The organism is Streptomyces sp. NPDC048191 (assembly GCF_040652655.1).
GTDB lineage: Bacteria > Actinomycetota > Actinomycetes > Streptomycetales > Streptomycetaceae > Streptomyces.
The window spans coordinates 17,899-43,041 of the sequence record NZ_JBEZMO010000004.1 but is presented as its reverse complement, the minus strand read 5'-3'; the positions used below and the strand labels follow the sequence as shown (position 1 = coordinate 43,041).

Below are 25,143 nucleotides of genomic sequence, written 5' to 3'. Positions count from 1 at the left end.
CACGCCGACAGCCCCGGCCACGGGTGAAGGACCTGTGTGCCTTTCCTGCGCGCCCGGCCCCGCCAACCGCCCCTGACCGGCGCGTTGTTACCGTGCAGGGCGTGTCTGAATCCTCGCGCGATACCGCACAGGGCGCCGGCTGGGGCTCGGCCGAGCCGGGTGCCTACAAGCAGCTGATGCCGGACCACGTCGAGAAACTGTCGTGGCTGAATCCACGGACCCTGTGGGCGGCCCGCAACGGCGTGCTGGCATCCTGGTTCGGCGATCCCACGGGCCGTACCCGCAGTCGCTGGGTGGCACGCCGGGAGGCGGCCGGGGCGCCCGCCGACAAGGTGGTCCGGCGGGAGGTCGCCGACCGGTTCTCCTTCATGGTCATCGGGGACACGGGCGAGGGGGACGACTCGCAGTACGCCGTGGTTCCCGGTTTCCTGAAGGCGGGTCAGGGCACCGAATTCGCGGTGATCGCGAGCGATGTGATCTATCCGGTGGGCAGTGCCGGCGACTACGGCGGCAAGTTCTTCCGGCCCTACCAGGACTATCAGGCGCCGATCTACGCGATACCGGGCAACCACGACTGGTACGAGGACCTCGGCGCCTTCATGCGCGTCTTCTGTGCCGACACCCCGCCGCTCGACCCCGAGCCCCGGTCCCGCCCGCTCAGCCGTGCCTGGTGGCGCGGCCTGCTGTGGCACCGGCCCCGGCCGACGGACGAACAACGGCTCGCCGCCGCACGGACGTTGCGGTCGGCGCCGGGCCAGCAGGCCGTGCAGCCGGGGCCGTACTGGGCGATCGACGCGGGCCCGGTCCGGATCGTCGGCATCGACACGGGACTGCTCGGCACGATCGACGCCGAACAGGGCGCCTGGCTGCGTGAGGTGTCCCGGGGGCCGAGGCCGAAGATCCTGGTCACCGGGTCACCGCTGTACGTCGACGGTGAGCACCACCCGTGCGCGATCGAGGGCGGCGGAACGGTGGACGACGTCGTCCGGGACCCGGAGCACCACTATGTGGCCGCGATCGGCGGCGACATCCACAACTACCAGCGCTATCCGGTCGACGTGGACGGGCGCACCATCCAGTACGTGGTCGCGGGCGGCGGCGGGGCGTTCATGCACGCCACGCACACCATCCCGCGGGTGTCGGTCGCGGGCGTGACCGAGCGGGACTTCCGCTGCTATCCGCTGCGGGGCGACTCGCTGGCCTTCTACAGCCGCCTGTACGGCCGCCGGCTGCGGCTCGGCCGCTTCTTCACCCTGACCGAGGCCGAGGCGACCGCGGTCGTCGCCGAACGCCTCGGTATCGAGCCGGGCCGCAGACCCGGTCCCGACACCCGGATCACCCGTCGCACCCGTCTCGTCGCGAGCCTCCTGGGCACCGGTGGCCGCCCGGACCGCCCGTCCCGGTTCCGGCTGCCCGTACGCAAGGTGTACACCCAGCTGTTCTCGCCCGGCTCGGCCACCTACAGCCCGCCGTTCTTCAAGTGCTTCCTGCGGCTGGACGTGGCTCCGGAGGCGATCCGGCTGCGCTGTTTCGCCGCCACCGGCAACCGGGCACAGGAAGTCGATCCGCCGGTCGAGGACGAGATCGTCATCCCGTTGAGGTGATCACACGGTTGTCACACTCGCCTGCCAGAATCGGAGGCGGAAGCGACGTACGACCGCTGGAGGAGCCCGTGCCGTCCACCCCCCGTCCGCTGCGCAAGCTGGGCTTCCTCACCATCGGCCTGTTCGACCCGGCGCAGCCGGCCCGGGGCCACGAGTCCACGCTGGAGATCATCGAGCTCGGCGAGCGGCTCGGCTTCGACAGCGCGTGGCTGCGCCACCGCCATCTGCAGTACGGCATCTCCTCCCCGGTCGCCGTCCTCGCCGCCGCCTCCCAGCGCACCCGCCGCATCGAGCTGGGCACCGCGGTGACCCCGCTCGGCTGGGAGAACCCGCTGCGCCTCGCCGAGGACCTGGCGACGGTGGACCTCCTGTCCGGGGGCCGGCTGAACCCGGGCGTCAGCGTGGGCCCGCCGACGCACTTCGAGCAGGTCAAGGACGCCCTGTACCCGGACACGGCCGAGGCCGAGGACTTTGGGTACGAGCGGGTGCGGCGGCTGCTGGACCTGGTGCGCGGCAAGCCCGCCAGCGACTTCAGCGGAGTCGAGGGCTTCGAGGTGTTCTCGGACCTGGTCCAGCCGCACTCCCCCGGCCTGGGGCGGCGGATGTGGTACGGCGGCGGCAGCCTCGGTTCGGCGCGCTGGGCGGGCGAGCACGGGATGAACTTCCTGACCAGCAGCGTCGTCAAGGCGGAACGGACGGACGGGCCATGGGACTTCGCCGAGATCCAGCTGTCCCTCGTCAGGGAGTTCCGCGCCCGTCACCCCGACGGCGACGCGGCCCGCGTCTCCCACGGTCTGGTCGTGATCCCGACGGACTCCGCGAGCCCGGAACAGCGCGCCAAGTACGAGGCGTACGCGGCCAAGCGGCTGCCCCGCACGGCCTCGCCGCAGGGCCCGGCCCGGCTGCTGTTCGCCCCGGACCTGGTCGGCACCTCCGAGGAGATCGCCGAACGGCTGCGCGCACACGCCGCGTTCCGGGAGGTGGACGAGGTGGCGTTCGCGCTGCCCTTCACCTTCGAGCACGAGGACTACGTCCAGATCCTGACGGACATGGCGACGAAGCTGGGGCCGGCGCTGGGGTGGCGGCCGACGGGCTGAACGCCGGGGCCTCCGGCACCGGACATCTCCCGGACCAAGGTCGACGACAGCCGGCCACCTGCCACCCGGGGGCCACTGACGAGCACGCGCTTCGACGCGACTCCGCCGGCGCCCACCACCACCTACCCCCGGCACATCCGCCGGCGCACGCCACACCACCACCGCCCCCGACCGGCCACACCACCACCCGCCGAGACCGGCCCCAGCCGTCTCACCAGCGGCCCGGCTCCGTGCCCACCACCGCCTCCGACGGCCTGCCGTCCACCCCCGCGGGCACCTCCCCCGCGAGCATCACTCGGTGCATGATCCGGGGAGAGCCGACGTGGGCGTGGTCGCTCGGGGCCAGGTGGATGGTGGCGCGGTTGTCCCAGAAGGCGACGCTGCCCGGTTCCCAGCGGAAGCGGACGGTGTACTCGGGGCGGACGGCCTGCTCCAGCAGCATCTCCAGCAGTGCCGCGCTCTCCGGGCGGGAGACGCCGGTGATCTGTTCCAGGTAGTAGCCGTTGACGAACAGCACCCGCTCGCCCGTCTCCGGGTGCACCCGGACCAGCGGGTGCACCGAGGCGACCTGGTGGTCGAGCAGATGGCGCAGATAGGCGTCGTCGCCGGGCCGGGGCTGGTAGCCCACGCCGAGCCGGTGCTCGGCGCGCAGCCCGTCCACGAAGGCCCGGACCGGCGCCGAGAGCCCGGCGTAGGCGGCGGCCAGGTTGGCCCAGGTGGTGTCGCCGCCGTACGGCGGGACCGTCTCGGCGCGCAGGATGGTGGCGGCCGGCGGGTCGATCCGGGCGCCGTGGTCGCAGTGCCAGCCGCGCAGCAGGGTGTGCCGGCGGCGGCGCAGCCACTCCTCGTGCTCCATGCCGAACCGGCCACCCAGCTCCAGCCGGTCCGCCGTGGTCTCCACCTCGGGGAAGCCGGCCGGTGAGGCACTGCCCCGCCGGCCGGGAACGACGGGGTCGCCGAAGCGGCGGGCGAAGGCGACATGCCCGGCGTGGTCCAGTTCCTGCCCGCGGAAGAACACCACCTTCCAGCGCAGCACCGCCCGCCGGATCAGGGCCACCACGGCGTCGTCCAGCGGCCCGGCGAGATCGGCGCCGGTGATCTCGGCCCCGATGTGCCCGGCGACCGGCCTCACCTCCACGCCCTCGACCCGCTCGGTCTGATCCGCGGTGGCCCCGTGCGTCGTCATGCGCGCTCCCGTGCTCGTCCGAACCGGCTCCCACCGAAGATCGTGGCACCCCCGGGCCTCACACGGCGAACTCCCGGATGACCGTGTTCCGGAACACCGCCGTGCCGCCGGCCGCGAAGAGCGCCAGCCGGTCGTCCACCAGGTACGGGAACACCTCGCTGGAGTGCACATACCTGCCGTCGTCGACGAACATCTCGACGGACGTGCGGTCCACGAGGATGCGCAGCGTGACCCGTCCGGCGCCCGGGTCGAAGGGGCTGCGGCTCTCCTGCCGGTCGCCGCTGGTGTCGGGGTTGACCGTCCCACGCCGGTTGAGGAAGGCGTAGTCGCCCCAGACGCCGGCGTCGATGTGCCGGCCGCCGTCCGGCGACCGGCGCAACTGGACACCGGCTCCGGTGAGCCGGGACCAGGTGATCTCGGTCGTCAGCTCGTAGGAGACGCCGGTGTAGTCGAGCGGCCGGGTGCCCTCGACGGTCAGGTCGCCGAGGTCGAGGGTGCGGGAGACGTAGGAGTCGAGTGCGGCGACCGGCCGGGAGGCGAGGTAGTAGCCACCGGAGCCGGACTTCTTGAGGGTGATCTCGCGGACGACGGAGTCGGTACCGTTGAAGCCGTCCGCATCGATCGTGGGCGTGGTGTGCGCGTAGGCCCAGTTGTTGAGCCAGCCGAGGGCATGGCGCCCGGCGGGGTCCAAAGAACCGTCCGCCCGCCGCTTCTCGAAGGTGACCGCCGCGTACCAGTCCCAGCCGTGGTCGAGCCACTGCGGTTCGGCGGCGTCGGCGGTGAAGGAGGCGCCGTCGAAGGAACCGGTCCAGTAGGCGCAGGTGTTGGGCTGCCCCGACCCCGTGCCGTCGGCGCTCGCCGCCAGCACCCACTTCGCCGTACCGTCGTCGGCGGTGATCCGGAACAGGTCGGGGCACTCGAGCACACCGATACCGTCCTTGACGAAACCGCCCGCGTACGTCCAGGACTTGAGATCGGTCGAGTGGTAGAAGCCGATCTTGTTCCGTTCGGCGAGGGCCATGACCCAGCGGTCGTGGTCGTCGTCGTGGATGACCTTGGGGTCGCGGAAGTCGGCCCCCACGCCCGGACTGGCCAGTACGGGCTGGGTGCCGTCGTTCGTGAACGTGCGGCCGCCGTCGGTGGAGTAGTACAGGAACTGCTCCTGGTGGTCGGTGCCGCCGCCCGGTGACATCGTGACGACGACGACCACCGCGCCCGCGCCGAAACCGGCCGTGTTGCCGCTGTCGACCACCGCCGACCCCGACCAGACATCGCCGTTGGCGGTGGTGTCCTTGGGCACGGCGATCCCCCGGTCGGTGAAGGAGACCAGGTCGGTGCTGGTGGCCAGGCGCCAGGCGGTGCCCACCTCGCCGCCGTCGAGGTAGTCGGCGTTGTAGAGGTAGTAGTAGTGGTATTCGCCGTCGACCCAGACCGGGCGCTGGGGGTCGTTCTTCCACTGGTCGGGCACCGTGAAGTGATAGCCGGCCCGGTAACTCAGGCAGTTCCGCGCCGCCTTGGGCCTCGCTCCCGGCTTCGCCTCGGCGGGCGCCGCGGGCAGCAGGGCAGCGCCGGCTCCGGCGGCGGTCGCGGCGAACAGCGTCCTTCTGGTCGGGCCACGCATCACGTCATCGGTCCTCTCGTGACGGTCCATGGCACCAGGACTGTGCGACCTAACTCGTTAAAGGTCAAGCGTTCCCGCACCTTGACAGGGACGTGACGCACTTCTCATCATCTGGGGCATCTCACGTTGCTAACACGAGTTAGGCACCTTGGATGACCGACTCGCACTTCTCCCGCCGCGCACTGCTGCGGTACGGCGCCTACGGCGCGGGGGCCGCGGCCCTCGCCGGTACCGCCGCGAGCTGGGACCGTCTCACCGGAGCGGACATTCCGGGCCGCGACGACGGCTCCCTGGTCGTGGCGACCCTGGGCTCCGCGTTCTCCCCGGACGGGGTCCGCGCCCTGGTCGCGGGCTTCAGGAAGCTGCACCCCGACATCAAGGTCCGCGTCAACGCGGTACAGGCCGTGGACTGGTCGGACTTCTTCGCCAAGATCCTCACTCAGATCGCGGCGGGCACCGCGCCCGACCTGGTCTATGTGGCCACCGAGGGCGTGCAGTTGTTCGCCCGGCACCTGGGCGTGCCGCTGGACCGCTGGGTGAAGCGGGACGCGGCGGAGCTGAAGGAGTACTTCGCCGACGTCCATCCCTCACTGGTGGAGTCGATGATGTACGAGGGCAGCCTGTACCAGCTGCCGATCGAGTTCAACGCGGCCGACATGTACCTCAACTCGCGCGTCCTCGAGCGGGCGGGCGCGGACCTTCCGCCGGACGACTGGACCCGGGACGACTTCACCGCGCTGCTGCGCCGGATGAAGAAGGCCAACGACTCCCATTTCACGCCGTACTTCTGGACGAACCGGCTGTGGGGCGGGGTGGTGCCCTGGCTGTTCGCGAACGGCACCGACCTGCTCGCCGAGTCCAAGGCGCCGGGCGGCGGCTGGCTGTGGAACGGCTTCTATCCGCGGGCACAGCGGCAGGGCCGCGGCGGCGGCTTCCGCTGGACGAACCCACAGGCCACGAACGCCCGGGTCGAGGAGGCGTACGACTACCTGGCCGCCCTGATCCAGGAAGGGCTGTGCACCCGGCCCGAGGGCGGCAACGGCCAGAACCTCATCGGCGTGTTCTCCACCGGCCGGGTCGGCGTGACACCCGCGGGCGGCTTCTGGGCGGGCGGGCTGCATCTGGCCGGCATGCGCGACGACGCCTTCGACGTGCGGTACTTCCCGCGCTGGCGCACCCAGCGGCACCAGTTCGGCGCGGCGGGCTACGCGCTGCTGCGCACGTCGAGGAAGCAGGACGCGGCCTGGGAGTTCATCAAGTACTCGGCCCGGCTGGACACCCTGACCGAGCTGTTCTCGACCAACCAGACGACCCCGGCGCGCCGTTCCTTGCTGACCGCGGCCCGCTACCGGGAGACCGGCCCGGCGCACTGGCGGGTCTTCTACGACACCCTCGACAAGTTCCCCGACACCGGCCCCATCCCGGCCCCGCCACAGGTCGCCGAGGTGACCCAGGCGCTGCTCAAGCACACCGGTACCGCCCTGGCGAGCCCGCGCTCGGTCGGACCCGCGCTGCGGCGGATGCAGGGCGATCTGGAGAAGGCCATGGAGCGTGACGTATGACGGACACGACGGACACCCGGATCGCCACCGTTCCACCCCGGGCCGTGACGCCGCGCGCGGCGGCCGTGCGGCGCTCGGCGCGTGAGCGGGGCACACGACTGCTGGCGGCGCTTTTCCTGGCCCCGACGGTGACCGGGATCGTGGTCTTCACGGTCGTACCGATCGTCGGCTCGGTCGTGTTGAGCCTGTTCCACTGGAACGTGATCGACTCGCCCGGCTTCGCCGGAACGGCCAACTACCGCGAGGTCTTCACCGATTCGACCGTACTGGTGTCGTTCCGCAACACGCTCGTCTTCATGGTGTTCGCGGTCGCCGCGCAGCTGCTGATCGCGCTGACGCTCGCGCTCTCCTTGAACGGCCGGATGCCCACCTGGCTGCGCTCGGTCTTCCGTTCGGCGTTCTTCTTCCCGCTCGTGCTGTCGGCGGCGTCAATCTCGGTCGTGATGAAGTACCTCTTCAATCAGGACTTCGGCGTGGTCAACTGGCTGATCGGGTTGTTCGGGATCGCTCCGGTGCCCTGGCTGACCTCCGAGCACGGCGCGATGGCGACCGTGATCATCGTGTACGTGTGGCAGCAGTTCGGTTTCTCGTTCCTGCTGTTCGTGGGCGGGTTGAACAACATCCCGAAGGAGATCCACGAGGCGGCCGCGCTGGACGGCGCGACGGGCCTGCGCAAGCACCTCGCCATCACCCTCCCGCTGCTCTCCCCCACCCTGCTGGTGGCCTCGGTGGTCGGCATCATCAACGCCCTGCAGGTCTTCGAGCAGCCGTATGTGCTCACCGACGGCGGGCCCGGCGACTCCACCCGCACGGTGGTGATGGTCATCTACGAGAAGGCGTTCGAGCAGCTGCGGTTCGGTGAGGCGTCCGCGGTGGGCGTGCTGCTGTTCGTGCTGATCATGGCGGTGACCGCCGTCCAGTTCCGGCTCAGCCGGCGTTTCGTCCACTACCAGTGAGCCGGGTGATCCCCTTGAGCCAAGCATCCCTGACCATCGGCCGCGCCCGGTACTCGCTCGGGCCGTGGGCGCGGATCGCCGGGCTGACCGTGTGCGCCCTGCTCACGCTCGGCCCGGTCGTCTGGACCGTCTCCACCTCGCTGCGCACTCCGGCGGACTCGTTCAACCTGCCGCCGCAGATCGTTCCGACGCATCCGAGCACGGCCGCCTACCGTGGTGTCTTCGACCAGATCGACGTGTGGCTTCTGGCGCTGAACTCGACCCTGGTGACCGCTTTGATCGCGGTCGGCCAGATGATCACGGCGGGGCTCGCCGGTTACGCGTTCGCCCGGCTCGACTTCCGGTTCAAGAAGCCGCTGTTCGGTCTGGTCCTGGCGACCATGATGGTCCCCCTCCAGGTCACGATCGTTCCGGTGTTCCTGGTGCTCAAGTCGATGGGACTGACCGACACGCTGCTCGGTCTGATCATTCCCGCGTTCCCGACCGCGTTCGGCACGTTCCTGATGCGCCAGTACTTCCTCGGCATGCCGAAGGACCTCGGCGAGGCCGCGATGCTGGACGGCGCCGGACCCTGGCGGATCTTCCGGTCCGTGTACGCGCCGCTGGCCAGGCCGGGCCTGGCGATCGTCGGAGTGCTCGCCTTCAACTACCACTGGAACGAGTTCTTCCGCCCGTTGATCCTGGAGACCTCCGGCCAGAACTACACGCTCCCGCTGGGCCTGGTCTCCCTGCAGGGCAATCTCGGCACCGGTTCCATCTCCGTCGTCCTCGCCGGTGTCGTCCTGTCGATGATCCCCGCCGTCGCCGTGTTCGTGGTCGGTCAGCGCCCTCTTCGCGAGGGCATCACCTCCGCAGGAGTCAACCGTTGAGCGTCGCACGCCCCCTCCCGGACCCGATCGCTCCCCGCTTCCGGGTCCGTCCGCCCGCGGGCTGGATCAACGACCCCAACGGGCCGTTCCGCTGGCGGGGCCGCCATCACCTCTTCTACCAGCACAACCCGGCGGCGCCGGTGCACACGAACGTCCACTGGGGTCATGTCTCCAGCCCCGACCTGGTGCACTGGGAGCACCATCCGATCGCCCTGACCCCGACACCGGGCGGCCCCGACGAGGCGGGGTGCTGGTCGGGCTGCGTGGTGAACGACGACGGTGTCCCGACGGCCGTGTACACGGGCGTCGACCACGCCCACAACGGACTGGGCACCATCTGCCTGGCCCGTGCCGCGGATCCGGACGGGGACCGTCTCGTCGAGTGGCGTCCGCTGCCCGAACCCGTGGTCGCGGCACCGCCCGACGGGCTGGACGTGGTGATGTTCCGCGACCCGTTCGTCTTCCGGCACGCCGGCCGGCGCTGGGCACTCGTCGGCGCCGGCCATGCGGACGGCACTCCGTCCGTGCTGTTGTACGACTGTGCGGAGCTGACCGCGTGGCGGTTCGCCGGCGTGCTGCTGAACGGCCTCGACCAGGTCGCCGCCGACGCCTTCGGCGACAAGGCGGTCGGCTGGGAGTGCCCGCAGTTGTACGGGACGAGTGGCGGCGAGCAGGTGCTGGTGGTGTCCCTCTGGGACGGCGCGCCCTGTTCGACCGCCTACCTGACGGGCCGTCTGGAAGCCGACGAGGAGAGGTTGCGGTTCGTGACCCGGGCCGGAGGCCGGCTCGACCAGGGCCGGGACTTCTACGCCCCCGCCGTCCGCCAGGAGCCCGGCCGGGCCCTGATGTGGGGCTGGTCGTGGGAGGCGCGGGAGACCGCGGAGGTGCTGGCCGCGGGCTGGGCGGGGACGCTCACCGCACCGAGGGTGGTCGACGTCCGTCCGGACGGCTCGCTGCGGGTGACACCGGCGCCGGAACTGGAACTCCTGCGCGCGCCGGAACCGTTCGCGACCGCACCGGGCCGGGTGCCGCTCCCGGTGTCGTACGACCTGACCGTGACCGCGCGCGGCGCCACCGGGGTCACCCTGCTGCGGGCGGCTGACCGGGCGCTCACGGTCCGGCTGGACCCTGCGGCGGGCACCGTGGTGCTGGACCGCGGGGGCTGGCCCCGCACGGGAGCCGGGGGATCGGCTCCGGTGACGGTGCGCGTGCCGCCCGGCCCGGACCTCGCCCTCCGGGTGCTCGTGGACGGCTCGCTGCTGGAACTCTTCGTCGGGGACCGGGCGGTGGTGACCGAGCGGGTCTACCGCCGCCCGGACGACGTCGCCGAGCTGGAGGTCGAGGGGGAGGCCGAGGTCAGGGCGTGGGAGCAGGTCCCACCGAGGCACGGCTGACCACGGGGCAGGCGAGCCGCCGTACCGTGGCGGGCGGGGTGCGGCCGGTGTCGATGGCGTCCAGCAGCAGCCGGGCCGCCGCCTCGCCCATCGCCCGGTGCGGCAGCGCGACCGTGGTCAGGGCCGGGGTGAGGAAGGCCGCCATGTGTTCCTGGTCGTCGTAGCCCACCACCGACAACTCGGCGGGGACGGCGATCCCGAGCCGGGTCGCGGCATGCAACACGCCTGCCGCGACCCGGTCGTTGTAGCAGAAGACGCCGGTGGGGCGGCGGTGCGGGTCGACGCCGTCGAGCAGCCTGATCGCGCCCTCGTGGCCGCTGGTGATCTCGCCCCCGGTGCGCACGACCCACTCCTTGGGCACGGTGATCCCCTCGGCGCGCAGCGCGTCCCGGAAGCCGTGCAGGCGCTCGACGGAGGCGATGTCGTCCTGTCCGCCGACGAGGGCGACCCGGCGGTGCCCGGCCTCCAGCAGCAACCGCGCGGCGGTGCGCCCGCCGGCCCGTTCGGCCGGGACGACGGCGGGCAGTGAGTCGTCCTCGGGCAGGCAGTTGGCGAGCACGGAGTGGGTGCGGTGCAGGCCCTCGGGAACGCGGACGCGGCGCAGGGACATCGCCGCGTAGACGATGCCGTCGACGCGCCGGTCGAGGAGTTCGGCGACGGCCGCGTCCTCCTTGGCGGGGTCGCCGCCGGAGTCCATGGTGAGCACCAGGTGGTCGCTGTCCCAGGCGGTCTCCATGGCGCCGCGCAGCAGCCGTCCGGCGAACGGGGAGGACGCGATCTCGTCGGTGACCAGCCCGATCACCGCCGTACGGCGGCGGCGCAGACCGCGGGCGACCGGGTCGGGCCGGTAGCCGAGCTGGGCGGCGGCCTGCCGGATGCGCTCCTGGGTGGCGGGCGAGAGGTTGCCCTCGGCGCGGCCGTTGAAGACGAAGGACACGGCGGTGTGCGAGACGCCGGCGAGCCGGGCGACATCCCGTGACGTGGGCCGTCCGCCGACCGTGCCGTTGCTGTCCGCGCCGCCGCCCATGCCGTCCGCTGCCCTCTCCCCACCCGTCCGGTTGATCACCGCTCACCCTATCCGTGAGGCTGGGGGGAGGACACAGTCGAGGGAGGGTCCCATCGTGAACCGCATTCCGGCGTACACGCTCAACGACGGTACGACGATCCCCGCCATCGGCCTCGGCACCTGGCCCCTGGACGACAGGGCCGCCGAGCAGGCCGTACGCTCCGCGCTCGGTCTGGGCTACCGGCTGGTGGACACCGCGACGAACTACCGCAACGAGACCGGTGTCGGGCGGGGCATAGCGGGCAGCGACCTGCCCCGCGAGGAGGTGGTCGTGACCACCAAGCTGCCCGGCCGGCACCACGGCTACGAGGAGACGCTCGCCTCCTTCGAGGAGTCCCGGCGGCGGCTCGGGGTGGAGTACGTGGACCTGTATCTGATCCACTGGCCCAATCCCCGGGTGGACAAGTACGTCGACTCCTGGAAGGCGATGATCAAGCTGCGCGAGGACGGGCTGGTCCGCTCGATTGGCGTCTCGAACTTCACCCCCGAGCACGTCGTCCGGCTGGAGAAGGAGACCGGGGTGCTGCCCTCGGTGAACCAGATCGAGCTGCATCCGCTGTTCCCGCAGGAGGAGCTGCGGGCCTTCCACGCGGACAAGGGCATCGTCACCGAGAGCTGGAGCCCGCTGGGCCGGGGCAGCGATCTGCTGGAGGACCGGGCGGTCGCGGAGGTCGCCGAGGCGCACGGCGTGACACCGGGGCAGGTGCTGCTGCGCTGGCACGTGCAGCTGGGCGCGCTGCCCGTCCCGAAGTCGGCCGACCCCGGCCGGCAGCGCGCCAACCTGGACGTCTTCGGCTTCGAGCTCGACTCCGACCAGCTGGCGGCGATCGCCCACCACGCCCCGCGGCGGCTCGGCGGGGACCCCGGGCGGCACGAGGAGTTCTGAGGCCGCCCGGACCGCTGCCGGGCCCCGGGTGGCGGTGACTGGTCCTGTCACTCCCAGGATCGCCGGGGTACTGCACCGACGGGCGCGAGGGGCGCAGGGTGGAGCGCGTGGCCGCCGGCGAGGCCGGTGGCCCGGACATCCTGGGCTTCATCCTGAGAGGTACGACATGACTGCACAGCTCGGCGGCACGATCACCCCGGCCGAGGGCCTGACCCTGACCCGCGTCGGGTACGGCGCGATGCAGCTGGCCGGGCCGCACGTCTTCGGCCCGCCGAAGGACCGGGACCGGGCCGTGGCGGTGCTGCGCGCGGTGGTGGAGGCGGGTGTGACGCACATCGACACCGCCGACTTCTACGGTCCCGTGGTCGTCAACGAGCTCATCCGGCAGGCCCTGCACCCCTATCCCGGGGATCTGCACATCGTCACCAAGGTCGGCGCTCGCCGGGGCGCCGACGGCAGCTGGATCCTGTCGCGGCACCCCGAGGACCTGAAGGCGCAGGTGTACGACAACCTGCGGAACCTGGGCGTGGAGACGCTGGACGTGGTGAACCTGCGGCTGGGTGACGTGGACGCTCCGAACGACGACTCGCTGGCCGAGCAGTTCGGCGCGCTCGCCGAGCTGCGGGAGCGGGGGCTGATCCGGCACCTGGGCCTGAGCACGGTGACCGCCGCACAGTTGGACGAGGCCCTCGCGATCGCGCCGGTGGTGACCGTGCAGAACCTGTACAACCTGGCCAACCGGCAGGACGACGCGCTGGTGGAGCGCACGGCGGCCGCGGACATCGCCTTCGTGCCGTACTTCCCGCTCGGCGGCTTCAGCCCGCTGCAGTCCGAGACGCTGGCGAAGGTCGCCGCCCGGCTGGAGACCTCGCCGCAGCGGGTGGCGCTGGCCTGGCTGCTGCGCCGGTCGCCGAACATCGCGCTGATCCCCGGCACCTCCTCGCCGGAGCACCTGCGGGAGAACATCGCCGCCGCGTCCCTGGTGCTGCCGGACGACGCGGTCGCCGAGCTGGACGGCATCGCGGGCTGAGCGGCCCGCTGAGGGGTACTCGACGGCGCGTGAGGCGGACGTACGGAAGGAGCCGCACGTGGCAGCGGAGGACCGGCTGCGGACGTACCGCGGCAAGCGTGACTTCGAGCGGACCCGGGAACCGTCGGGCCAGGCCCCTGGAGCCGCGGGCGACGAGCCCCGGTTCGTGGTGCAGATCCACGACGCGAGCCGGATGCACTTCGACTTCCGGCTCCAGGTCGACGACGTCCTGAAGTCCTGGTCGGTCCCGAAGGGCCCGTCCACCGACCCCGGGGACAAGCGGATGGCCGTGCCGACGGAGGACCATCCGCTGGAGTACGAGGAGTTCGAAGGGGTGATCCCGAAGGGCGAGTACGGCGGCGGTACGGTGATCGTCTGGGACAACGGCACGTACGAGCCCCTCAGCCATGACCGCGGGGGGCACCCGCTGGACTTCGCCGAGTCGCTGGAGCGCGGGCACGCCACGTTCCGGCTGCACGGGACCAAGCTGCACGGCGAGTACGCGCTGACCCGGTTCCGCGGCGGCGCGGACGAGCAGGAGGCCTGGCTGCTGGTGCGCAAGGGGCCGGCGCGGTCGGGCGGGCACGGCACGCCGGACCCCCGGCGGGCCCGCTCGGTGCGCACCGGGCGCACTCTCGCGCAGGTCGCGGCCGACGGCGAGGAGTGAGCGGCGGTGACGGGACCGCTGGACGCGCTCCCGGCCGGCCGGCGGGAACTGCTGCGCCCGGCCGCGCCGGGCCCGGAGCTCGCCGCGGCACCGATGCTGGCCACGCTCAGTGACCGGCGGGAGTTCGACGAGGGCTGGCTGTTCGAGCGGAAGCTGGACGGCGTGCGGCTGCTGGCGGTGCGTGAGGGCGGCGACGTACTGCTGCTCTCGCGCACGGGTCAGCGGCTGAACGATACCTACCCGGAGATCGTGGCGGTGCTCGCGGCGCAGGAGTGCGCCGACTTCACGGTGGACGGCGAGGTCGTCGCGTTCTCCGGCGGACGTACGGACTTCGCGCGGCTGCAGCGGCGGTCGGGGCTGACCCGGCGCCGGGACATCGAGGCGTCCGGGGTCGCGGTGACGTACTACCTCTTCGATCTGCTGCGGCTGGAGGGATGCGACACCCGTCGACTCCCCCTGCGGATCCGCAAGTCGCTGCTGCGTCGTGCGCTGACCTTTCGCGCCCCGCTGCGCCTGACCCCTCATCGCAACGCGGGCGGCGCCGAGTTGCTCGCCGAGGCCTGTGGCCGGGGCTGGGAGGGGCTGATCGCCAAGCGGGCCGACGGACCGTACCGGACGCGCCGGTCGACGGACTGGCTGAAGCTCAAGTGTGCCAAGGGCCAGGAGTTCGTGATCGGCGGCTTCACCGAACCGGCGGGCAGCAGAGTCGGGTTGGGGGCGCTGCTCCTCGGCCATTACGACGGTGACCGGCTGCGCTACGCGGGGAAGGTCGGCACCGGTTTCGACCGGCGGACCCTGCTGGCGCTGCGCGAGCGGCTGGACGGGCTGCGCCGGGACGCCTCGCCCTTCACGGGTGCCGTGCGCGAGGGGCGGGCCCGCTGGGTGGAGCCGGAGCTGGTGGCGCAGATCGCGTTCACCGAGTGGACCAGGGACGGGATGCTGCGGCATCCGCGCTTCCTGGGGCTGCGCGAGGACAAGCGGGCACGGGACGTGGTGCGGGAGCGCCCGGCGGCCTGATCCCGGGCACATCCGGATGGCCGGTTCCGCCCCCGACGGGCGGCGTGCTCTACGTGCCGCCGTGTGGATTCCCGTTCCCGGGGGAAGCGCCGAACCCGGGCGGCTCCCTCCAGTGATCGGACGCGGGCAGCGCCTGCTCGGCCCAGATCGTCTTTCCCCGGCCCGTCTGCCGGCTGCCCCAGCGCTGGGTGAGCTGGGCGACCAGCAGCAGTCCGCGGCCGCCCTCGTCGTAGGCGTGCGCCCGGCGCAGATGCGGTGCGGTGGAACTGGCGTCGGAGACCTCGCAGATGAGCGCGCGGTCGCGGATCAGCCGGAGCTGGATGGGCGGTTCGCCGTAGCGGATGGCGTTGGTGACGAGTTCGCTGACGACGAGTTCGGTGACGAAGGCGGCCTCCTCCAGGCCCCAGGCGGTCAGCCGTTCGCCGGCCGCCTGCCGGTACGGGCGGCCCTGGGGCGAGCGCGCGTTGCGCTCGGCGAGCCACTCGGTGAAGTCCGGCTCACCAGCCTGGCTGAGCACCGCGCGGCCCTCGCGGAGGGCGCGGGCGGGCGGTGAGTGGGGCGGATGGAAGTCGGTCTCGCCGACGCGGACCGCGGCGCCGGGGTCGCCCGCGTGGGTCGAGCCGTGGGCGATGCGGTGCAGTACGCCACCGCCGTCCGGGATCATCGGCGGCTCCTGCCCGCCGAGCACCCAGTCGAGCAGGTTGACGCTGGCGAAGTCGGCGTACCGCGGGACGAGGACGTCGATCAGTTCCTCGGCGGTGCGCGCCACGTCCAAGGTGGTGCCGATGCCGGTCGACGCCTCGTTGAGCAGGGCGAGGCGGCGCCTGGCCCAGTACTGCTCGCTGCTGTCGAAGGCCGCCATGGCGACCCCGGTCAGTTCGCCGGAGGCGGTGTGCAGCGGCCACATCTCAAGGCTCCACAGATGTTCCCGGTTCAGCGCGGGGGCGGCGGCGAAGCTCTCGTAGCGGACGGGCCGGCCGGTTTCGGCGACCTCGCGGAGGTGGCGCAGGAAGCCCGTGTTGTATTCGGCCTCCTCCACGGTGTCGGCGAAGAACCGGCCCGTGAGCGCGGACTCGGGGACGCCCATCACCTTGCAGGCGGCGTCGTTGGCGCGCAGGTAGCGCTGCTCGAGGTCGAAGACCGACATGGACATGGAGGCCTGCTCGAAGGCCTCGGCGGCCAGGGTGGTGCCGGGCGGGTCTGCCGTGACGACGAAGCCGGTGGGCCGGCCGTCGGCGCCGGTGACGGGGCAGGCGGTGAGGGCCGCGTCGACGCGGTGGCCGTCGCGGTGCCGCAGGGCGACGGTACCGGTCCGCTCGGCGAGGACGTCGTCCGGTGGGTCCGCGGCGAGCAGCCGGGCCGCGGGCCGGCCCACGACGTCCTCGGCCGAGTGGCCCGTGAGCCGCCGCGCGCCCTCGCTCCACCCTGTCACCGTGCCCAGGGCGTCGATGATCGCCACGGCGGCGCCATGCCTCATACGCCCAAGGATGTTCCGATTGTTCCGGCACATCAAGCGCGGGAACGTTCTGGCGCCTCCTGCTCGGAGCCGGGCGGATCAGCCCTTGTGGGCGCGCAGGGCGGCGAGGGCCCGGTCGGCGTGGGTGTTCATGCGCAGTTCGCTGCGGACGATGTCCAGCACCGTGCGGTCCTGGGCGATCACGAAGGTGACGCGTTTGGTGGGGGCGAGGGAGAAGCCGCGTTTGACGCCGAACCGTTCACGGACGGCGCCGTCGGTGTCCGAGAGCAGCGGCATGCCGAGGCCGTGCCGGCCGGTGAACTCCTGCTGCTTGTCGACGCTGTCGCCGCTGATCCCGACGGGCCGGGCGCCGACCGCGGCGAACTCGGCGGCGAGATCGCGGAAGTGGCAGGCCTCGGCGGTGCAGCCGGGGGTGAGGGCGGCCGGGTAGAAGAAGAGGACCACCGGTCCGTCGGCCAGCAGTTCGGTGAGCCGCCGGGCGGTGCCGGTCTCGTCGGGGAGGGCGAAGTCCTCGGCCTTGTCCCCGACCTCGATGCGTTCCGTCATGACCGTCCCTTCTCGTTCCGGGCGACTCCCCGGGCCCACAGCACCAGCGGCACCTGCAGCGGCAGCCGCGCGAGGGCGGCCGTCCTGAGCGGCGCCGGCCGGTGCCGCCAGTCCGCCGCCATCTGTACGTTCGCCGGGAGAACCCCGACGAAGAAGGCCGCGGCCGCCTTCGCGGCGACCGCGCGGGTCCGGGGCGCCGCGATCCCGGCCGCCAGGGCCAGTTCCACGGCCCCGCTGCCGTACGTCCACGCCCTGGGCGAGCCCGGCAGCAAGCGCGGCACGATGGCGTCGAAGGGCCGCGGGGCGGCGAAGTGGGCGACCCCGGCTGCGGCCAGCAGGCCGGCGAGCAGCAGGGGTGAGCGTTCGGACCGGGGCACGGTTCCTCCTGTGATGGCCTGCCGCCGGATATTACTGGACGGTAGGCGCACGGGTGAGGCCCAGGGGCGGATCGGTTGCGGCGGAAGAGGGCCGCCACGCCGTCAGCCGCTCGTGCCGCCGGGCCCGTGGGCCGGGCCAGGTGATGCGCGTGCGTGTCGTACGGGCAGGTACTCGGCGGGCGCGTGCTGGAATCGGCGGGTCCAGCCCCCCGCTTGGAAACACCGGAGGAATGCCATGGCCTTCGCCGTCGTCGCCCAGTACCAGTGCGCCCCCGCCGACGCCGACACCGTGCGTGAAGCGCTGCGGAAGATGCGCGAACTGGTCCCGTCGGAACCCGCGAACCTCGCCTACGAGGCACACGAGGTCGTCGACCAGCCGGGAGCGTTCGTGCTGTACGAGCGCTACACCGACCGCGCCGGCTTCGAGGCGCACAAGGAGACGCCCCACTTCGCGGAGCTGATCCGGGGCACGGTGTTCCCGCTGCTGAAGGAACGGACCGTGACCTTCGCCGAGACCGTCTGAGCCCGGTGCGGTTCCGGGCGGTGCGCGTCCGGGACACCTCACCCGGCCGCCCCGGGGACGGCGGGACATCGCGCCGCCGAGGCCCGGGCGCGCCGGCCCGCGGCCGAGGCGCTCGTCCCGCGGGACGTCCCGGCCGTCCCGGGGGACACCGGGACGGCATTGCGGCGGCCCGTCACGGAAACCCTCGCTGTCGTGATCACTGCTCGTGGTCACGAGAACGACAGCCGGAGGTTTCCATGATCCGACGGAGTCTCAAGAGCGGTCTGCTGGCCACGGTGGCGGTGCTCGCCTTCCTGCCCACGACGGCCGGCGCCACCGCGGCGAGCGCCGCCGTCCCGCGCCCGGTGCCCGGCGTCACCGCCCAGCACCACGCCCCCCGCACCCACCGCGTCCACCACCGCAGGTACGTCACCCATCGCCGGCACCACCGCGTCCACCTCCGCACGCATCACACGCGCCGGGTGCACCGGATCCACCGGCTCACGGCCCGGCGAGCGGCGTACTTCATGCCGCAGACGGCCGCCCGGCGTCTCGCCGCGCCGTACCACCTGCGGTACCGCCTTGCCGCACAGTGGCTGACCCGGCGTCATGTCCGGCCCCTCACCGGCCGCGTCGTCACCCGCCACGCCCGGCTGAACGTCCGCTCCGGTCCGGGCACCGGCTACCGGGTGGTCGGCCACCGGCACACCCACCGGGTCCTGGCGCTCACCTGCCGGACGCGCGGTTCCTCGGTCCACGGGAATCGCACCTGGTACCGGCTGCCGCACCACGCGGGCTACGTCTCGGCCCACTACGTCCGCGCCAACCGCGCTCTCCCCTGGTGCTGACGGCCCGGCGCCGCCGCACCTCCTAACCCCGAAGGCCCGTTCGACGACCCCCGAACGGGCCTTCGGTATACGCGCGTGCCTCACCTTCCTCCTACCTCACCCTGGGTTGCAGTCGGCGTCCACCAGGGAAGCCATTCCGACAACAGGGGCGAAATCGCCCATAGCGGAAAGGGAGTCGAGGACGCACGATGCGGCACCCCCAAGCATCGACCACGCCGGCCGAGTCACTGGTGGTGGAACTGCGCGAGCTGAAGGACCGTACGGGCCTGAGCCTGGCGGCGCTGGCCGCGCGCACCCCGTACAGCAAGTCCGCGTGGCACCGCTACCTGTCCGGCGGCACGCCGCCGCCGAGACCCGCCGTGGAAGCCCTCTGCCGGCTCGCCGGCACCGATCCCGAGGCCGTACTGGCGCGGTGGGACGCGGCAGAGGCCGAACCGCCCGCGGCCGCGCCCGAGAAGCCCGGCCGCACGCGGTGGTTCGGGCGCGGCCCGTCGCGGCGTGCGCCCTGGCTTCCGCTGTCCGTGTTCGCGCTGTGCGGAACGGCTACGGCGGTGGCCGCCGCGGTGGCCCTGTCCGCCCGGCCGGGCACCGCGCCCGCCGCGCAGAGCGTCTCGGCGGTACCCCACTGTCACGGCCGCTCCTGTCAGGGCGAGTTGCCCGACGCGTCGGTGTGCGCCCGGGACGCGCGGACCACGAGCACGGTCGCCGATCCCGCCTACACCGTCCGGCTGCGCTATTCGCAGGCCTGCCGCACCGCCTGGTCCGAGGTGTGGTTGCAGTCGCCCAGGGCCCGTGAGGTGTCGGTCCGCGCGGGCCAGGACGTGCTGTCGGCCGGCTATCCGGCGGACTCCGCCGGGAACAGCAGCCCGATGCTCTCGGTGTCCTCGCCGCGGGGTGTGGAGGCGTGTGCCGAGGTGGACGGGGAGCTGGCCTGCACGGGTCTGGACGTGGCGCCGAACGGCCAGGGGTGACGGACGCGCGACGGGCGGGGCGCCGTACCCGGAGGCGGGGTACGGCGCCGCCCCGGGGGCGGCCGTGACCAGTTGCTGACCGCCGCCGCCGTGCTGGGACGCGCGGGCCGGGCGCACGGCGGCGGTGCCGATGAGTCGGGCTGCCTGAGAACCCCTCAGCTCGTGCGGTACAGCTCGCTGAGCAGTTCCAGAACCGCCTGGAGCGCCGGGTGCGGATCGTCGCGCCACCAGGCCAGCCGTACGGCGACGGGTTCGGCGTCGCGCACCGGCCGGTAGACGATTCCGGGCCTCGGGTACTGGTTCGCCGTCGATTCCGCCGTGACACCGATGCCGCGGCCGGCGGCGATGACCGTGAGCCAGTCGTCGACGTCGTGGGTCTCCTCCACGGCGGGACGGGAGTCCGGCGGCCACAGCTCGGGAGTGGTGGTGCCGGTGCGCCGGTCGACCCAGAGGACCCGGCCGGTGAGATCGGCGAGCCGTACGGACCGGCGTCGCGCCAGCGCGTCGTCGGCCGCCATCGCGCACAGGCGCCGCTCCAGGCCCACGATGGCCGTGTCGAACCGCCGGTCCTCCAGCGGCCGGCGCACCACCGCGAGGTCACAGGCGCCTTCACCGAGCCCGGCGGACGCCGTGTTGACGCGGACGAGATGCAGGTCGATCCCGGGGTGGGCGGCCGTCCAGCGGCGCTGGAAGGCGACGGTGTGCCGGCCGACCGCCGACCACGCGTAGCCGATCCGCAGCCGGGCGTGCCCCGAGGCGGCCTCCTGGACCAGGTCCGCGACGTCCGCCAGGACCCGCCGTGCCTGCGCCACCACCCGCAGCCCCGTCGCGGTCGGGGTCACCTCGCGCGAAGTGCGTCTCAACAGCCGTACGCCGAGGGCACGTTCGAGCCCCGCCAAGGTGCGGGACACCGCCGCCTGGGACACCCCCAGGGCGATCGCCGCGTCGGTGAAGGTGCCCTCGTCGACGATGGCGACGAGACAGCGCAACTGCCGGAGCTCGACCTCATTCATGCGTGTAGCGTATAGATCGAAGAGCTCATGCATTTTGCGCAACAGCGGAGCGGGCCGAACCTCCTGACATGCGACGAGCTCTCGACCGTCCCGCGGCGACGGTGCCCCCTGTGGTCGTGAACCCCGCCCCGAAACGGCTGGCCGGTCTGGCCACCATGTTCGGCAGTGGCCTTTCCAACCAGACCGGCGCGGCGATCGGCGCCCTGGCCTTCCCGGTGCTCGGTCCGCTCGGCGTGGTGGCGGTGCGCCAGTACGTCGCCGCGCTCGTCCTCGTGGCCGTCGGCCGGCCGCGCCTGCGCGCCTTCACCTGGCGGCAGTGGTGGCCGGTGCTGCTGCTCGGCGGGGTCTTCGGCACCATGAACCTGACCCTGTACAGCGCGATCGACCGGATCGGCCTGGGTCTGGCGGTGACCCTGGAGTTCCTGGGCCCGCTCGCCATCGCGCTGGCCGCCTCGCGCCGCCGGCTGGACGCCGGGTGCGCGGTGCTGGCCGCGGCCGGAGTCGTCGTGCTGATGCGCCCTCGGCCCTCCACCGACTACCTGGGGATGGTTCTGGCCCTGGTGGCCGCCTGCTGCTGGGCCTCGTACATCCTGCTCAACCGGCTCGTCGGGCGCCGCGTCCCGGGTGCGCAGGGCTCGGCGGCGGCCGCGTGCACGTCCGCCCTCGCCTTCCTGCCGATCGGGACCGCCGTCGCCGTACGGCACCCGCCGACGGCCGGGGCGGTGCTGTGCGCGGTGGCGGCGGGGGTGCTGTCGTCGGCGGTGCCGTACCTCGCCGATCTGCTCACCCTGCGCAGGGTGCCGGCCCACACCTTCGGTCTGTTCATGAGCGTCAACCCGGTGCTGGCGGCCGTGGTCGGCTGGGTGGTGCTGGGGCAGAACCTCGGTGTTCCGGAGTGGGCGGGCATCGGGGCCGTGGTCGCCGCGAACGCGGTCTCCGTCTCGGCCATGCCCCGCTGAGGACGCCCGGCACGCTCGCCCCGGACGCCGCCCCTGCGGGACGAGCCCGGCCTTGCCGGGGTCGGCCGTCCGGCGCAATCTGGTCTTATGGGTGCTCAGGACGGCCCCACGCTCATCACCTCCGTGCAGCGGGCCTTCCGTCTACTGGAGGCCGTGAGCGCGCACGAGACCGGCGCGCCGGCGAAACAGCTGGCACGTGAGACGGGGCTGCCGCTGGCCACCGCCTATCACCTGCTGCGGACCCTCGTGCACGACGGATACGTGCGGAAGCTGGGCGACGGCAGCTTCATCCTCGGCGACAAGCTGGACTCCCTGCACACGGGGGGCCAGGCGCAGACCCTGCTCAGCCGCGTGCGCCCGGCGCTGGCCGCCCTCCGGGACGACCTGGCGACCGCCGTCTACCTCACCTTCTACGAAGACGGTGAGATCAGGGTGGCCGAGATCGTGGACAGCCCGCGCACGCCCCGGGTGGACCTCTGGGTGGGTTTCGAGGACGCCGGACACGCCACCGCGCTCGGCAAGTCCGTGCTGCATGAGCTGGACGAGGACGCCCGTCGGGACTATCTGTCCCGGCACCACCTCGCCGAACTCACCCCCCGCACGATCACCAGTCTGCCGGAGCTGCTCCGCAGGATCGCGACGCCCCCCATGGCGCCCGCCGTCACGGACCTGGAGGAATACGCGCTCGGCACCGTGTGCGTCGCCGTGCCCGTCTACCGCGGCAGCACGCCCGGTTCGCTCGGCGTCTCCCTGCCGGTGGAGCGGCAGGCCCGGCTCCAGGAGTGCCGGGCACGACTGCTGCCGATCGCGAGCCGGGTGACGAGGGGGCTCTCGCTCACTATCTGAAAACCCGCACCTTGTGGCTCCCCCGGCCCAGCCCGTTTGCTTGATGAAACGGACATTCCGGGTGTACCTCGCACAGACAAGGACTGCGGACGAACCATGAGCTTGGCCGGACACCATGACGGCGACCCTGCTCCGATGCGGCATTTCCGCAGCCGTGCGGCCGGCGCCTGGCGATCGGTCCACCGGCGTGCCGCCCGGCAGGTGGCGGCGGGGATGCCCCTGCTGCCGGTGGTGGTCGTCGCCGTCATCGCGCTCCTGGACGTCATCGCCGGGGCCGGGATGCCCTGGCTGCCGCTGCTGGCGGCCGGACCCGCACTGGCGGCCTCCACCAACGGGCCGCGTGGTGTGATGTGCGTCGGTCTCCTCGCCGTGGCGTTGGGCGTGGCGCTGGCCCTCGGACACGCGACTCCCGCCCGCCAGCCCGCAGCCGTGGTGTCCGCCCTGCTGGCCGTGACCGCGGCGAGCGGGCTGGCCAGCGCGCTGCGTGGCCGTCGTGAACGTGTCCTCGCCGCCGTCCGCTCGGTCGCCGAGGCCGCACAGCAGGCCCTGCTCCAGCCCGTCCCGGACACCGTCGGCCCGTTCCAGGTGGCCGTCCGCTACAGCGCCGCGGCGGCGGAGGCGCGGATCGGCGGGGACCTCTACGCCCTGCTGCCGACGCCCTACGGGATCAGGCTGATCGTCGGCGACGTGCGCGGCAAGGGGCTGCCCGCCGTGGGAACCGCCGCGCTCGTGCTCGGGGTGTTCCGGGAGGCCGCCCAGGACGAGCCCGACCTGCTCGCCGTCGTGGCGAGGATCGAGCGGAGCCTGGCGCGCAACCTCGGTCCCGACGACTTCGTCACCGCCGTGGTCGCCGGACTTCCCGATTCGGGAGACCTGGAGATCGTCAACTGCGGACACGCACCGCCGCTGCTGATATCCGCATCCGGCGAGGTCGGGGCGGTGGAGACCGCCCGCCCCGCTCCGCCCCTCGGGCTGCGCGCCCTCTCGGGCCAGGCACCCGGCCTGCAGCGCCTGCGGTTCGCGGTGGGAGACCAGTTGCTGCTCTACACCGACGGGGTCACGGAGGCCCGCGATCACACCCGCGCGTTCTATCCGCTGACCGAAGGGGTGACCCGGCACGTGTGCGACGAGCCGACGCGCACGCTCAGCGCGCTCCACGACGAACTGCTGACGCATGTGGGCGGCAGGCTGCACGACGACGCGGCCCTGCTCCTGCTCCGCAAGAAGACCGCGTCCGAGCCGACGAGTGTGCCGTCACGCTACGAGGCAGCGATCTAGTGGGGGACGAGTTCGGCCCAGCGGGTGACCTCGCCGAGACGGGTGCGTATGCCGTGGCGGGTCGCCAGGGCGTGGACGATCGTCTCGCCCCTGCCGTGCTCGTCGGGGTCGACCCCGATGAGGGACCCGCTGATCGGAAGGGCGGGCCCCGCGTCGATGACCTCGACGCGCAGGGTGCACTCGCCGTCGCCCCGCACCCACGACAGCCGCAGCACCGCCGGGGGACAGGCGTGCACGAGCGCGTTGGTGACCAGTTCCGACACCACGAGCAGCGCGTCGTCCACGAGGTACGGACACACACTCCAGTCGGCCAGGACCGCCGCCGCCCGACGGCGTACGGCCGAGACGGCGCCGGGGACGGGCGGCACGGGACACACGTGTTCGTATGCCGCCTGAAGCAGCGTCTTCAGCTCTGCCGCCATGTTCTCTCCCGATGGTGTGTACGGCCGGTCCGGCGCCGGTCAATCGGCGCGTTCCGGGCTGCCAAGCACGCTATGGAGACAAATCGGGCCGGTCAATGAACGGCGGTCGGCATTACCGAACGCCGGTACCCGCCGCTCCCACGGGCACGGCGTGCGCAGGGGTAATACGCTCGCTTCATGGCCGGCCCAGTCCAGTCGATCGAACGGGCGGCGGCGATCCTGCGTCTGCTCGCCGGCGGTCCCCGCCGACTCGGTCTGGGCGAGGTGGCGGCCTCGCTCGGGCTGGCGAAGGGCACCGCCCACGGCATTCTGCGCACGCTGCAGCACGTGGACTTCGTGGAGCAGGACGCGACGACCGGGAAGTACCAGCTCGGAGCCGCCCTGCTGCACCTCGGCACCAGCTACCTCGACGTCAACGAGCTGCGCTCGCGCTCGCTGAACTGGGCCGACGCCCTGGCCGCCCGCAGTGGGGAGGCGGTGCGCCTGGGCACCCCGCTGGAGGGCAGCGTCCTCATCGTCCACCACGTGTTCCGGCCGGACGACACCTTCCAGACCCTGGACGTGGGCTCGCTGCTGCCTCTGCACGCCTCCTCGCTCGGCAAGGTCCTGCTGGCGTACGGCACCGCGAGCGTCGAGCCGGCCCACGAGCTGGAGCTGGAGTCGTACACCCGGCACACCCTGGTCGATCCCGAGCGGCTCGCCCGGGCGCTCACGGAGGTCAGGGACGTCGGATGGGCGGCCGAGATCCAGGAGATGAGCATGGGCGAGGCCGGGATCGCGGCGCCGATCCGCGGGCACGGCGGCCTCGTCGTGGGCGCCATCGGGCTGTCCGGGCCACTCGAGCGGCTCTGCGACAGCCACTACCACCCCCGCCCGAGCCTGATCACACTGCTCCGGGAAGCCGCACGGGCGATCTCCAGAGACCTGGGAGCCGCCCGCTGGTAGGCCA

General features: G+C 72.5%; 25 protein-coding genes. 17 read left to right on the top strand and 8 right to left on the bottom strand.

Annotated features, from left to right (window positions below):
- Positions 1-101 precede the first annotated feature (101 nt).
- Together AB0D93_RS08750 and AB0D93_RS08745 are read left to right on the top strand one after the other, a co-directional pair.
- Positions 102-1,604 carry a metallophosphoesterase gene (locus tag AB0D93_RS08750; protein WP_362115274.1) on the top strand — a complete coding sequence of 501 codons (1,503 nt, stop codon included), beginning with the start codon at positions 102-104 and terminating at the stop codon, positions 1,602-1,604.
- A gap of 68 nt (positions 1,605-1,672) precedes the next feature.
- The gene (locus tag AB0D93_RS08745) at positions 1,673-2,701 is read left to right on the top strand and encodes an LLM class flavin-dependent oxidoreductase (RefSeq protein WP_362115271.1); all 1,029 of its coding nucleotides are present in this window, start codon (positions 1,673-1,675) and stop codon (positions 2,699-2,701) included.
- Between the two features lie 211 nt (positions 2,702-2,912).
- On the opposite strand, the gene AB0D93_RS08740 is transcribed toward AB0D93_RS08745, so the two are convergent.
- Entirely contained in the window at positions 2,913-3,887 is a 975-nt protein-coding gene (locus AB0D93_RS08740) for a TauD/TfdA family dioxygenase (RefSeq protein ID WP_362115268.1), read from the bottom strand.
- Between the two features lie 58 nt (positions 3,888-3,945).
- Positions 3,946-5,508, bottom strand: coding sequence for a GH32 C-terminal domain-containing protein (locus AB0D93_RS08735; protein ID WP_362116230.1), 1,563 nt, complete (start codon positions 5,506-5,508; stop codon positions 3,946-3,948).
- Between the two features lie 152 nt (positions 5,509-5,660).
- On the opposite strand from AB0D93_RS08735, the gene AB0D93_RS08730 reads away from it, so the two are divergent.
- From AB0D93_RS08730 to AB0D93_RS08715, 4 genes are read left to right on the top strand one after another with little or no spacing between them, the layout of a single operon-like run.
- Positions 5,661-7,070 carry an extracellular solute-binding protein gene (locus tag AB0D93_RS08730; protein ID WP_362115265.1) on the top strand — a complete coding sequence of 470 codons (1,410 nt, stop codon included), beginning with the start codon at positions 5,661-5,663 and terminating at the stop codon, positions 7,068-7,070.
- Positions 7,067-8,026, top strand: a complete 960-nt coding sequence (locus AB0D93_RS08725) for a sugar ABC transporter permease (protein WP_362115262.1) — start codon at positions 7,067-7,069, stop codon at positions 8,024-8,026. The genes AB0D93_RS08730 and AB0D93_RS08725 overlap by 4 nt, the downstream gene beginning before the upstream one ends.
- Positions 8,027-8,040: 14 nt before the next feature.
- A complete protein-coding gene (locus tag AB0D93_RS08720; RefSeq protein WP_362115259.1) occupies positions 8,041-8,895 on the top strand; it encodes a carbohydrate ABC transporter permease in 855 nt (284 codons plus the stop codon).
- Positions 8,892-10,289, top strand: a complete 1,398-nt coding sequence (locus AB0D93_RS08715; protein ID WP_362115256.1) for a glycoside hydrolase family 32 protein — start codon at positions 8,892-8,894, stop codon at positions 10,287-10,289. Before AB0D93_RS08720 ends, AB0D93_RS08715 begins: the two co-directional genes overlap by 4 nt.
- On the opposite strand, the gene AB0D93_RS08710 is transcribed toward AB0D93_RS08715, so the two are convergent.
- Positions 10,252-11,316: a LacI family DNA-binding transcriptional regulator gene (locus tag AB0D93_RS08710; RefSeq protein ID WP_362116227.1), complete on the bottom strand. Its 1,065-nt coding sequence runs from the start codon at positions 11,314-11,316 to the stop codon at positions 10,252-10,254. The genes AB0D93_RS08715 and AB0D93_RS08710 overlap by 38 nt on opposite strands.
- A gap of 94 nt (positions 11,317-11,410) precedes the next feature.
- Between AB0D93_RS08710 and AB0D93_RS08705 the strand changes: the two genes are divergently transcribed.
- The 4 genes from AB0D93_RS08705 to ligD all read left to right on the top strand — a co-directional run bounded on the left by AB0D93_RS08705 (position 11,411) and on the right by ligD (position 14,955).
- Entirely contained in the window at positions 11,411-12,241 is an 831-nt protein-coding gene (locus tag AB0D93_RS08705; RefSeq protein ID WP_362115253.1) for an aldo/keto reductase, read from the top strand.
- A gap of 166 nt (positions 12,242-12,407) precedes the next feature.
- Positions 12,408-13,271 carry an oxidoreductase gene (locus tag AB0D93_RS08700; RefSeq protein ID WP_362115250.1) on the top strand — a complete coding sequence of 288 codons (864 nt, stop codon included), beginning with the start codon at positions 12,408-12,410 and terminating at the stop codon, positions 13,269-13,271.
- 58 nt (positions 13,272-13,329) lie between these two features.
- Positions 13,330-13,938: a DNA polymerase ligase N-terminal domain-containing protein gene (locus AB0D93_RS08695; protein WP_362115247.1), complete on the top strand. Its 609-nt coding sequence runs from the start codon at positions 13,330-13,332 to the stop codon at positions 13,936-13,938.
- A gap of 6 nt (positions 13,939-13,944) precedes the next feature.
- A complete protein-coding gene (ligD, locus tag AB0D93_RS08690; protein ID WP_362115244.1) occupies positions 13,945-14,955 on the top strand; it encodes a non-homologous end-joining DNA ligase in 1,011 nt (336 codons plus the stop codon).
- 49 nt (positions 14,956-15,004) lie between these two features.
- Here the strand turns inward: ligD and AB0D93_RS08685 are convergent, their stop codons facing one another.
- The 3 genes from AB0D93_RS08685 to AB0D93_RS08675 all read right to left on the bottom strand — a co-directional run bounded on the left by AB0D93_RS08685 (position 15,005) and on the right by AB0D93_RS08675 (position 17,355).
- Positions 15,005-16,432, bottom strand: coding sequence for a PAS domain-containing protein (locus AB0D93_RS08685; protein ID WP_362115239.1), 1,428 nt, complete (start codon positions 16,430-16,432; stop codon positions 15,005-15,007).
- Between the two features lie 78 nt (positions 16,433-16,510).
- On the bottom strand, positions 16,511-16,978 hold the full coding sequence (locus AB0D93_RS08680) for a peroxiredoxin (RefSeq protein WP_362115235.1): 468 nt from the start codon (positions 16,976-16,978) through the stop codon (positions 16,511-16,513).
- Positions 16,975-17,355: a hypothetical protein gene (locus AB0D93_RS08675; RefSeq protein ID WP_362115232.1), complete on the bottom strand. Its 381-nt coding sequence runs from the start codon at positions 17,353-17,355 to the stop codon at positions 16,975-16,977. The genes AB0D93_RS08680 and AB0D93_RS08675 overlap by 4 nt, the downstream gene beginning before the upstream one ends.
- A gap of 235 nt (positions 17,356-17,590) precedes the next feature.
- Here AB0D93_RS08675 and AB0D93_RS08670 point away from each other — a divergent pair, with 235 nt between their 5' ends.
- The 3 genes from AB0D93_RS08670 to AB0D93_RS08660 all read left to right on the top strand — a co-directional run bounded on the left by AB0D93_RS08670 (position 17,591) and on the right by AB0D93_RS08660 (position 19,676).
- Positions 17,591-17,878, top strand: coding sequence for a putative quinol monooxygenase (locus tag AB0D93_RS08670; protein WP_362115229.1), 288 nt, complete (start codon positions 17,591-17,593; stop codon positions 17,876-17,878).
- A 236-nt stretch (positions 17,879-18,114) separates the two neighbouring features.
- A complete protein-coding gene (locus AB0D93_RS08665) occupies positions 18,115-18,705 on the top strand; it encodes a hypothetical protein (protein ID WP_362115226.1) in 591 nt (196 codons plus the stop codon).
- A gap of 188 nt (positions 18,706-18,893) precedes the next feature.
- Positions 18,894-19,676: an XRE family transcriptional regulator gene (locus AB0D93_RS08660; protein WP_362115223.1), complete on the top strand. Its 783-nt coding sequence runs from the start codon at positions 18,894-18,896 to the stop codon at positions 19,674-19,676.
- Between the two features lie 155 nt (positions 19,677-19,831).
- Here the strand turns inward: AB0D93_RS08660 and AB0D93_RS08655 are convergent, their stop codons facing one another.
- A complete protein-coding gene (locus tag AB0D93_RS08655) occupies positions 19,832-20,689 on the bottom strand; it encodes a LysR family transcriptional regulator (protein ID WP_362115220.1) in 858 nt (285 codons plus the stop codon).
- Positions 20,690-20,844: 155 nt separating this feature from the next.
- Here AB0D93_RS08655 and AB0D93_RS08650 point away from each other — a divergent pair, with 155 nt between their 5' ends.
- The 3 genes from AB0D93_RS08650 (at position 20,845) to AB0D93_RS08640 (ending at position 23,772) form a co-directional block, all read left to right on the top strand.
- A complete protein-coding gene (locus AB0D93_RS08650; RefSeq protein ID WP_362116224.1) occupies positions 20,845-21,648 on the top strand; it encodes an EamA family transporter in 804 nt (267 codons plus the stop codon).
- Between the two features lie 87 nt (positions 21,649-21,735).
- The gene (locus AB0D93_RS08645) at positions 21,736-22,494 is read left to right on the top strand and encodes an IclR family transcriptional regulator C-terminal domain-containing protein (protein WP_362115217.1); all 759 of its coding nucleotides are present in this window, start codon (positions 21,736-21,738) and stop codon (positions 22,492-22,494) included.
- A 213-nt stretch (positions 22,495-22,707) separates the two neighbouring features.
- Entirely contained in the window at positions 22,708-23,772 is a 1,065-nt protein-coding gene (locus AB0D93_RS08640; RefSeq protein ID WP_362116221.1) for a PP2C family protein-serine/threonine phosphatase, read from the top strand.
- Here the strand turns inward: AB0D93_RS08640 and AB0D93_RS08635 are convergent.
- Positions 23,769-24,194, bottom strand: a complete 426-nt coding sequence (locus AB0D93_RS08635; RefSeq protein WP_362115214.1) for an ATP-binding protein — start codon at positions 24,192-24,194, stop codon at positions 23,769-23,771. The genes AB0D93_RS08640 and AB0D93_RS08635 overlap by 4 nt on opposite strands.
- A 177-nt stretch (positions 24,195-24,371) precedes the next feature.
- Between AB0D93_RS08635 and AB0D93_RS08630 the strand changes: the two genes are divergently transcribed.
- Positions 24,372-25,139: an IclR family transcriptional regulator gene (locus AB0D93_RS08630; RefSeq protein ID WP_362115211.1), complete on the top strand. Its 768-nt coding sequence runs from the start codon at positions 24,372-24,374 to the stop codon at positions 25,137-25,139.
- Positions 25,140-25,143 lie beyond the last annotated feature (4 nt).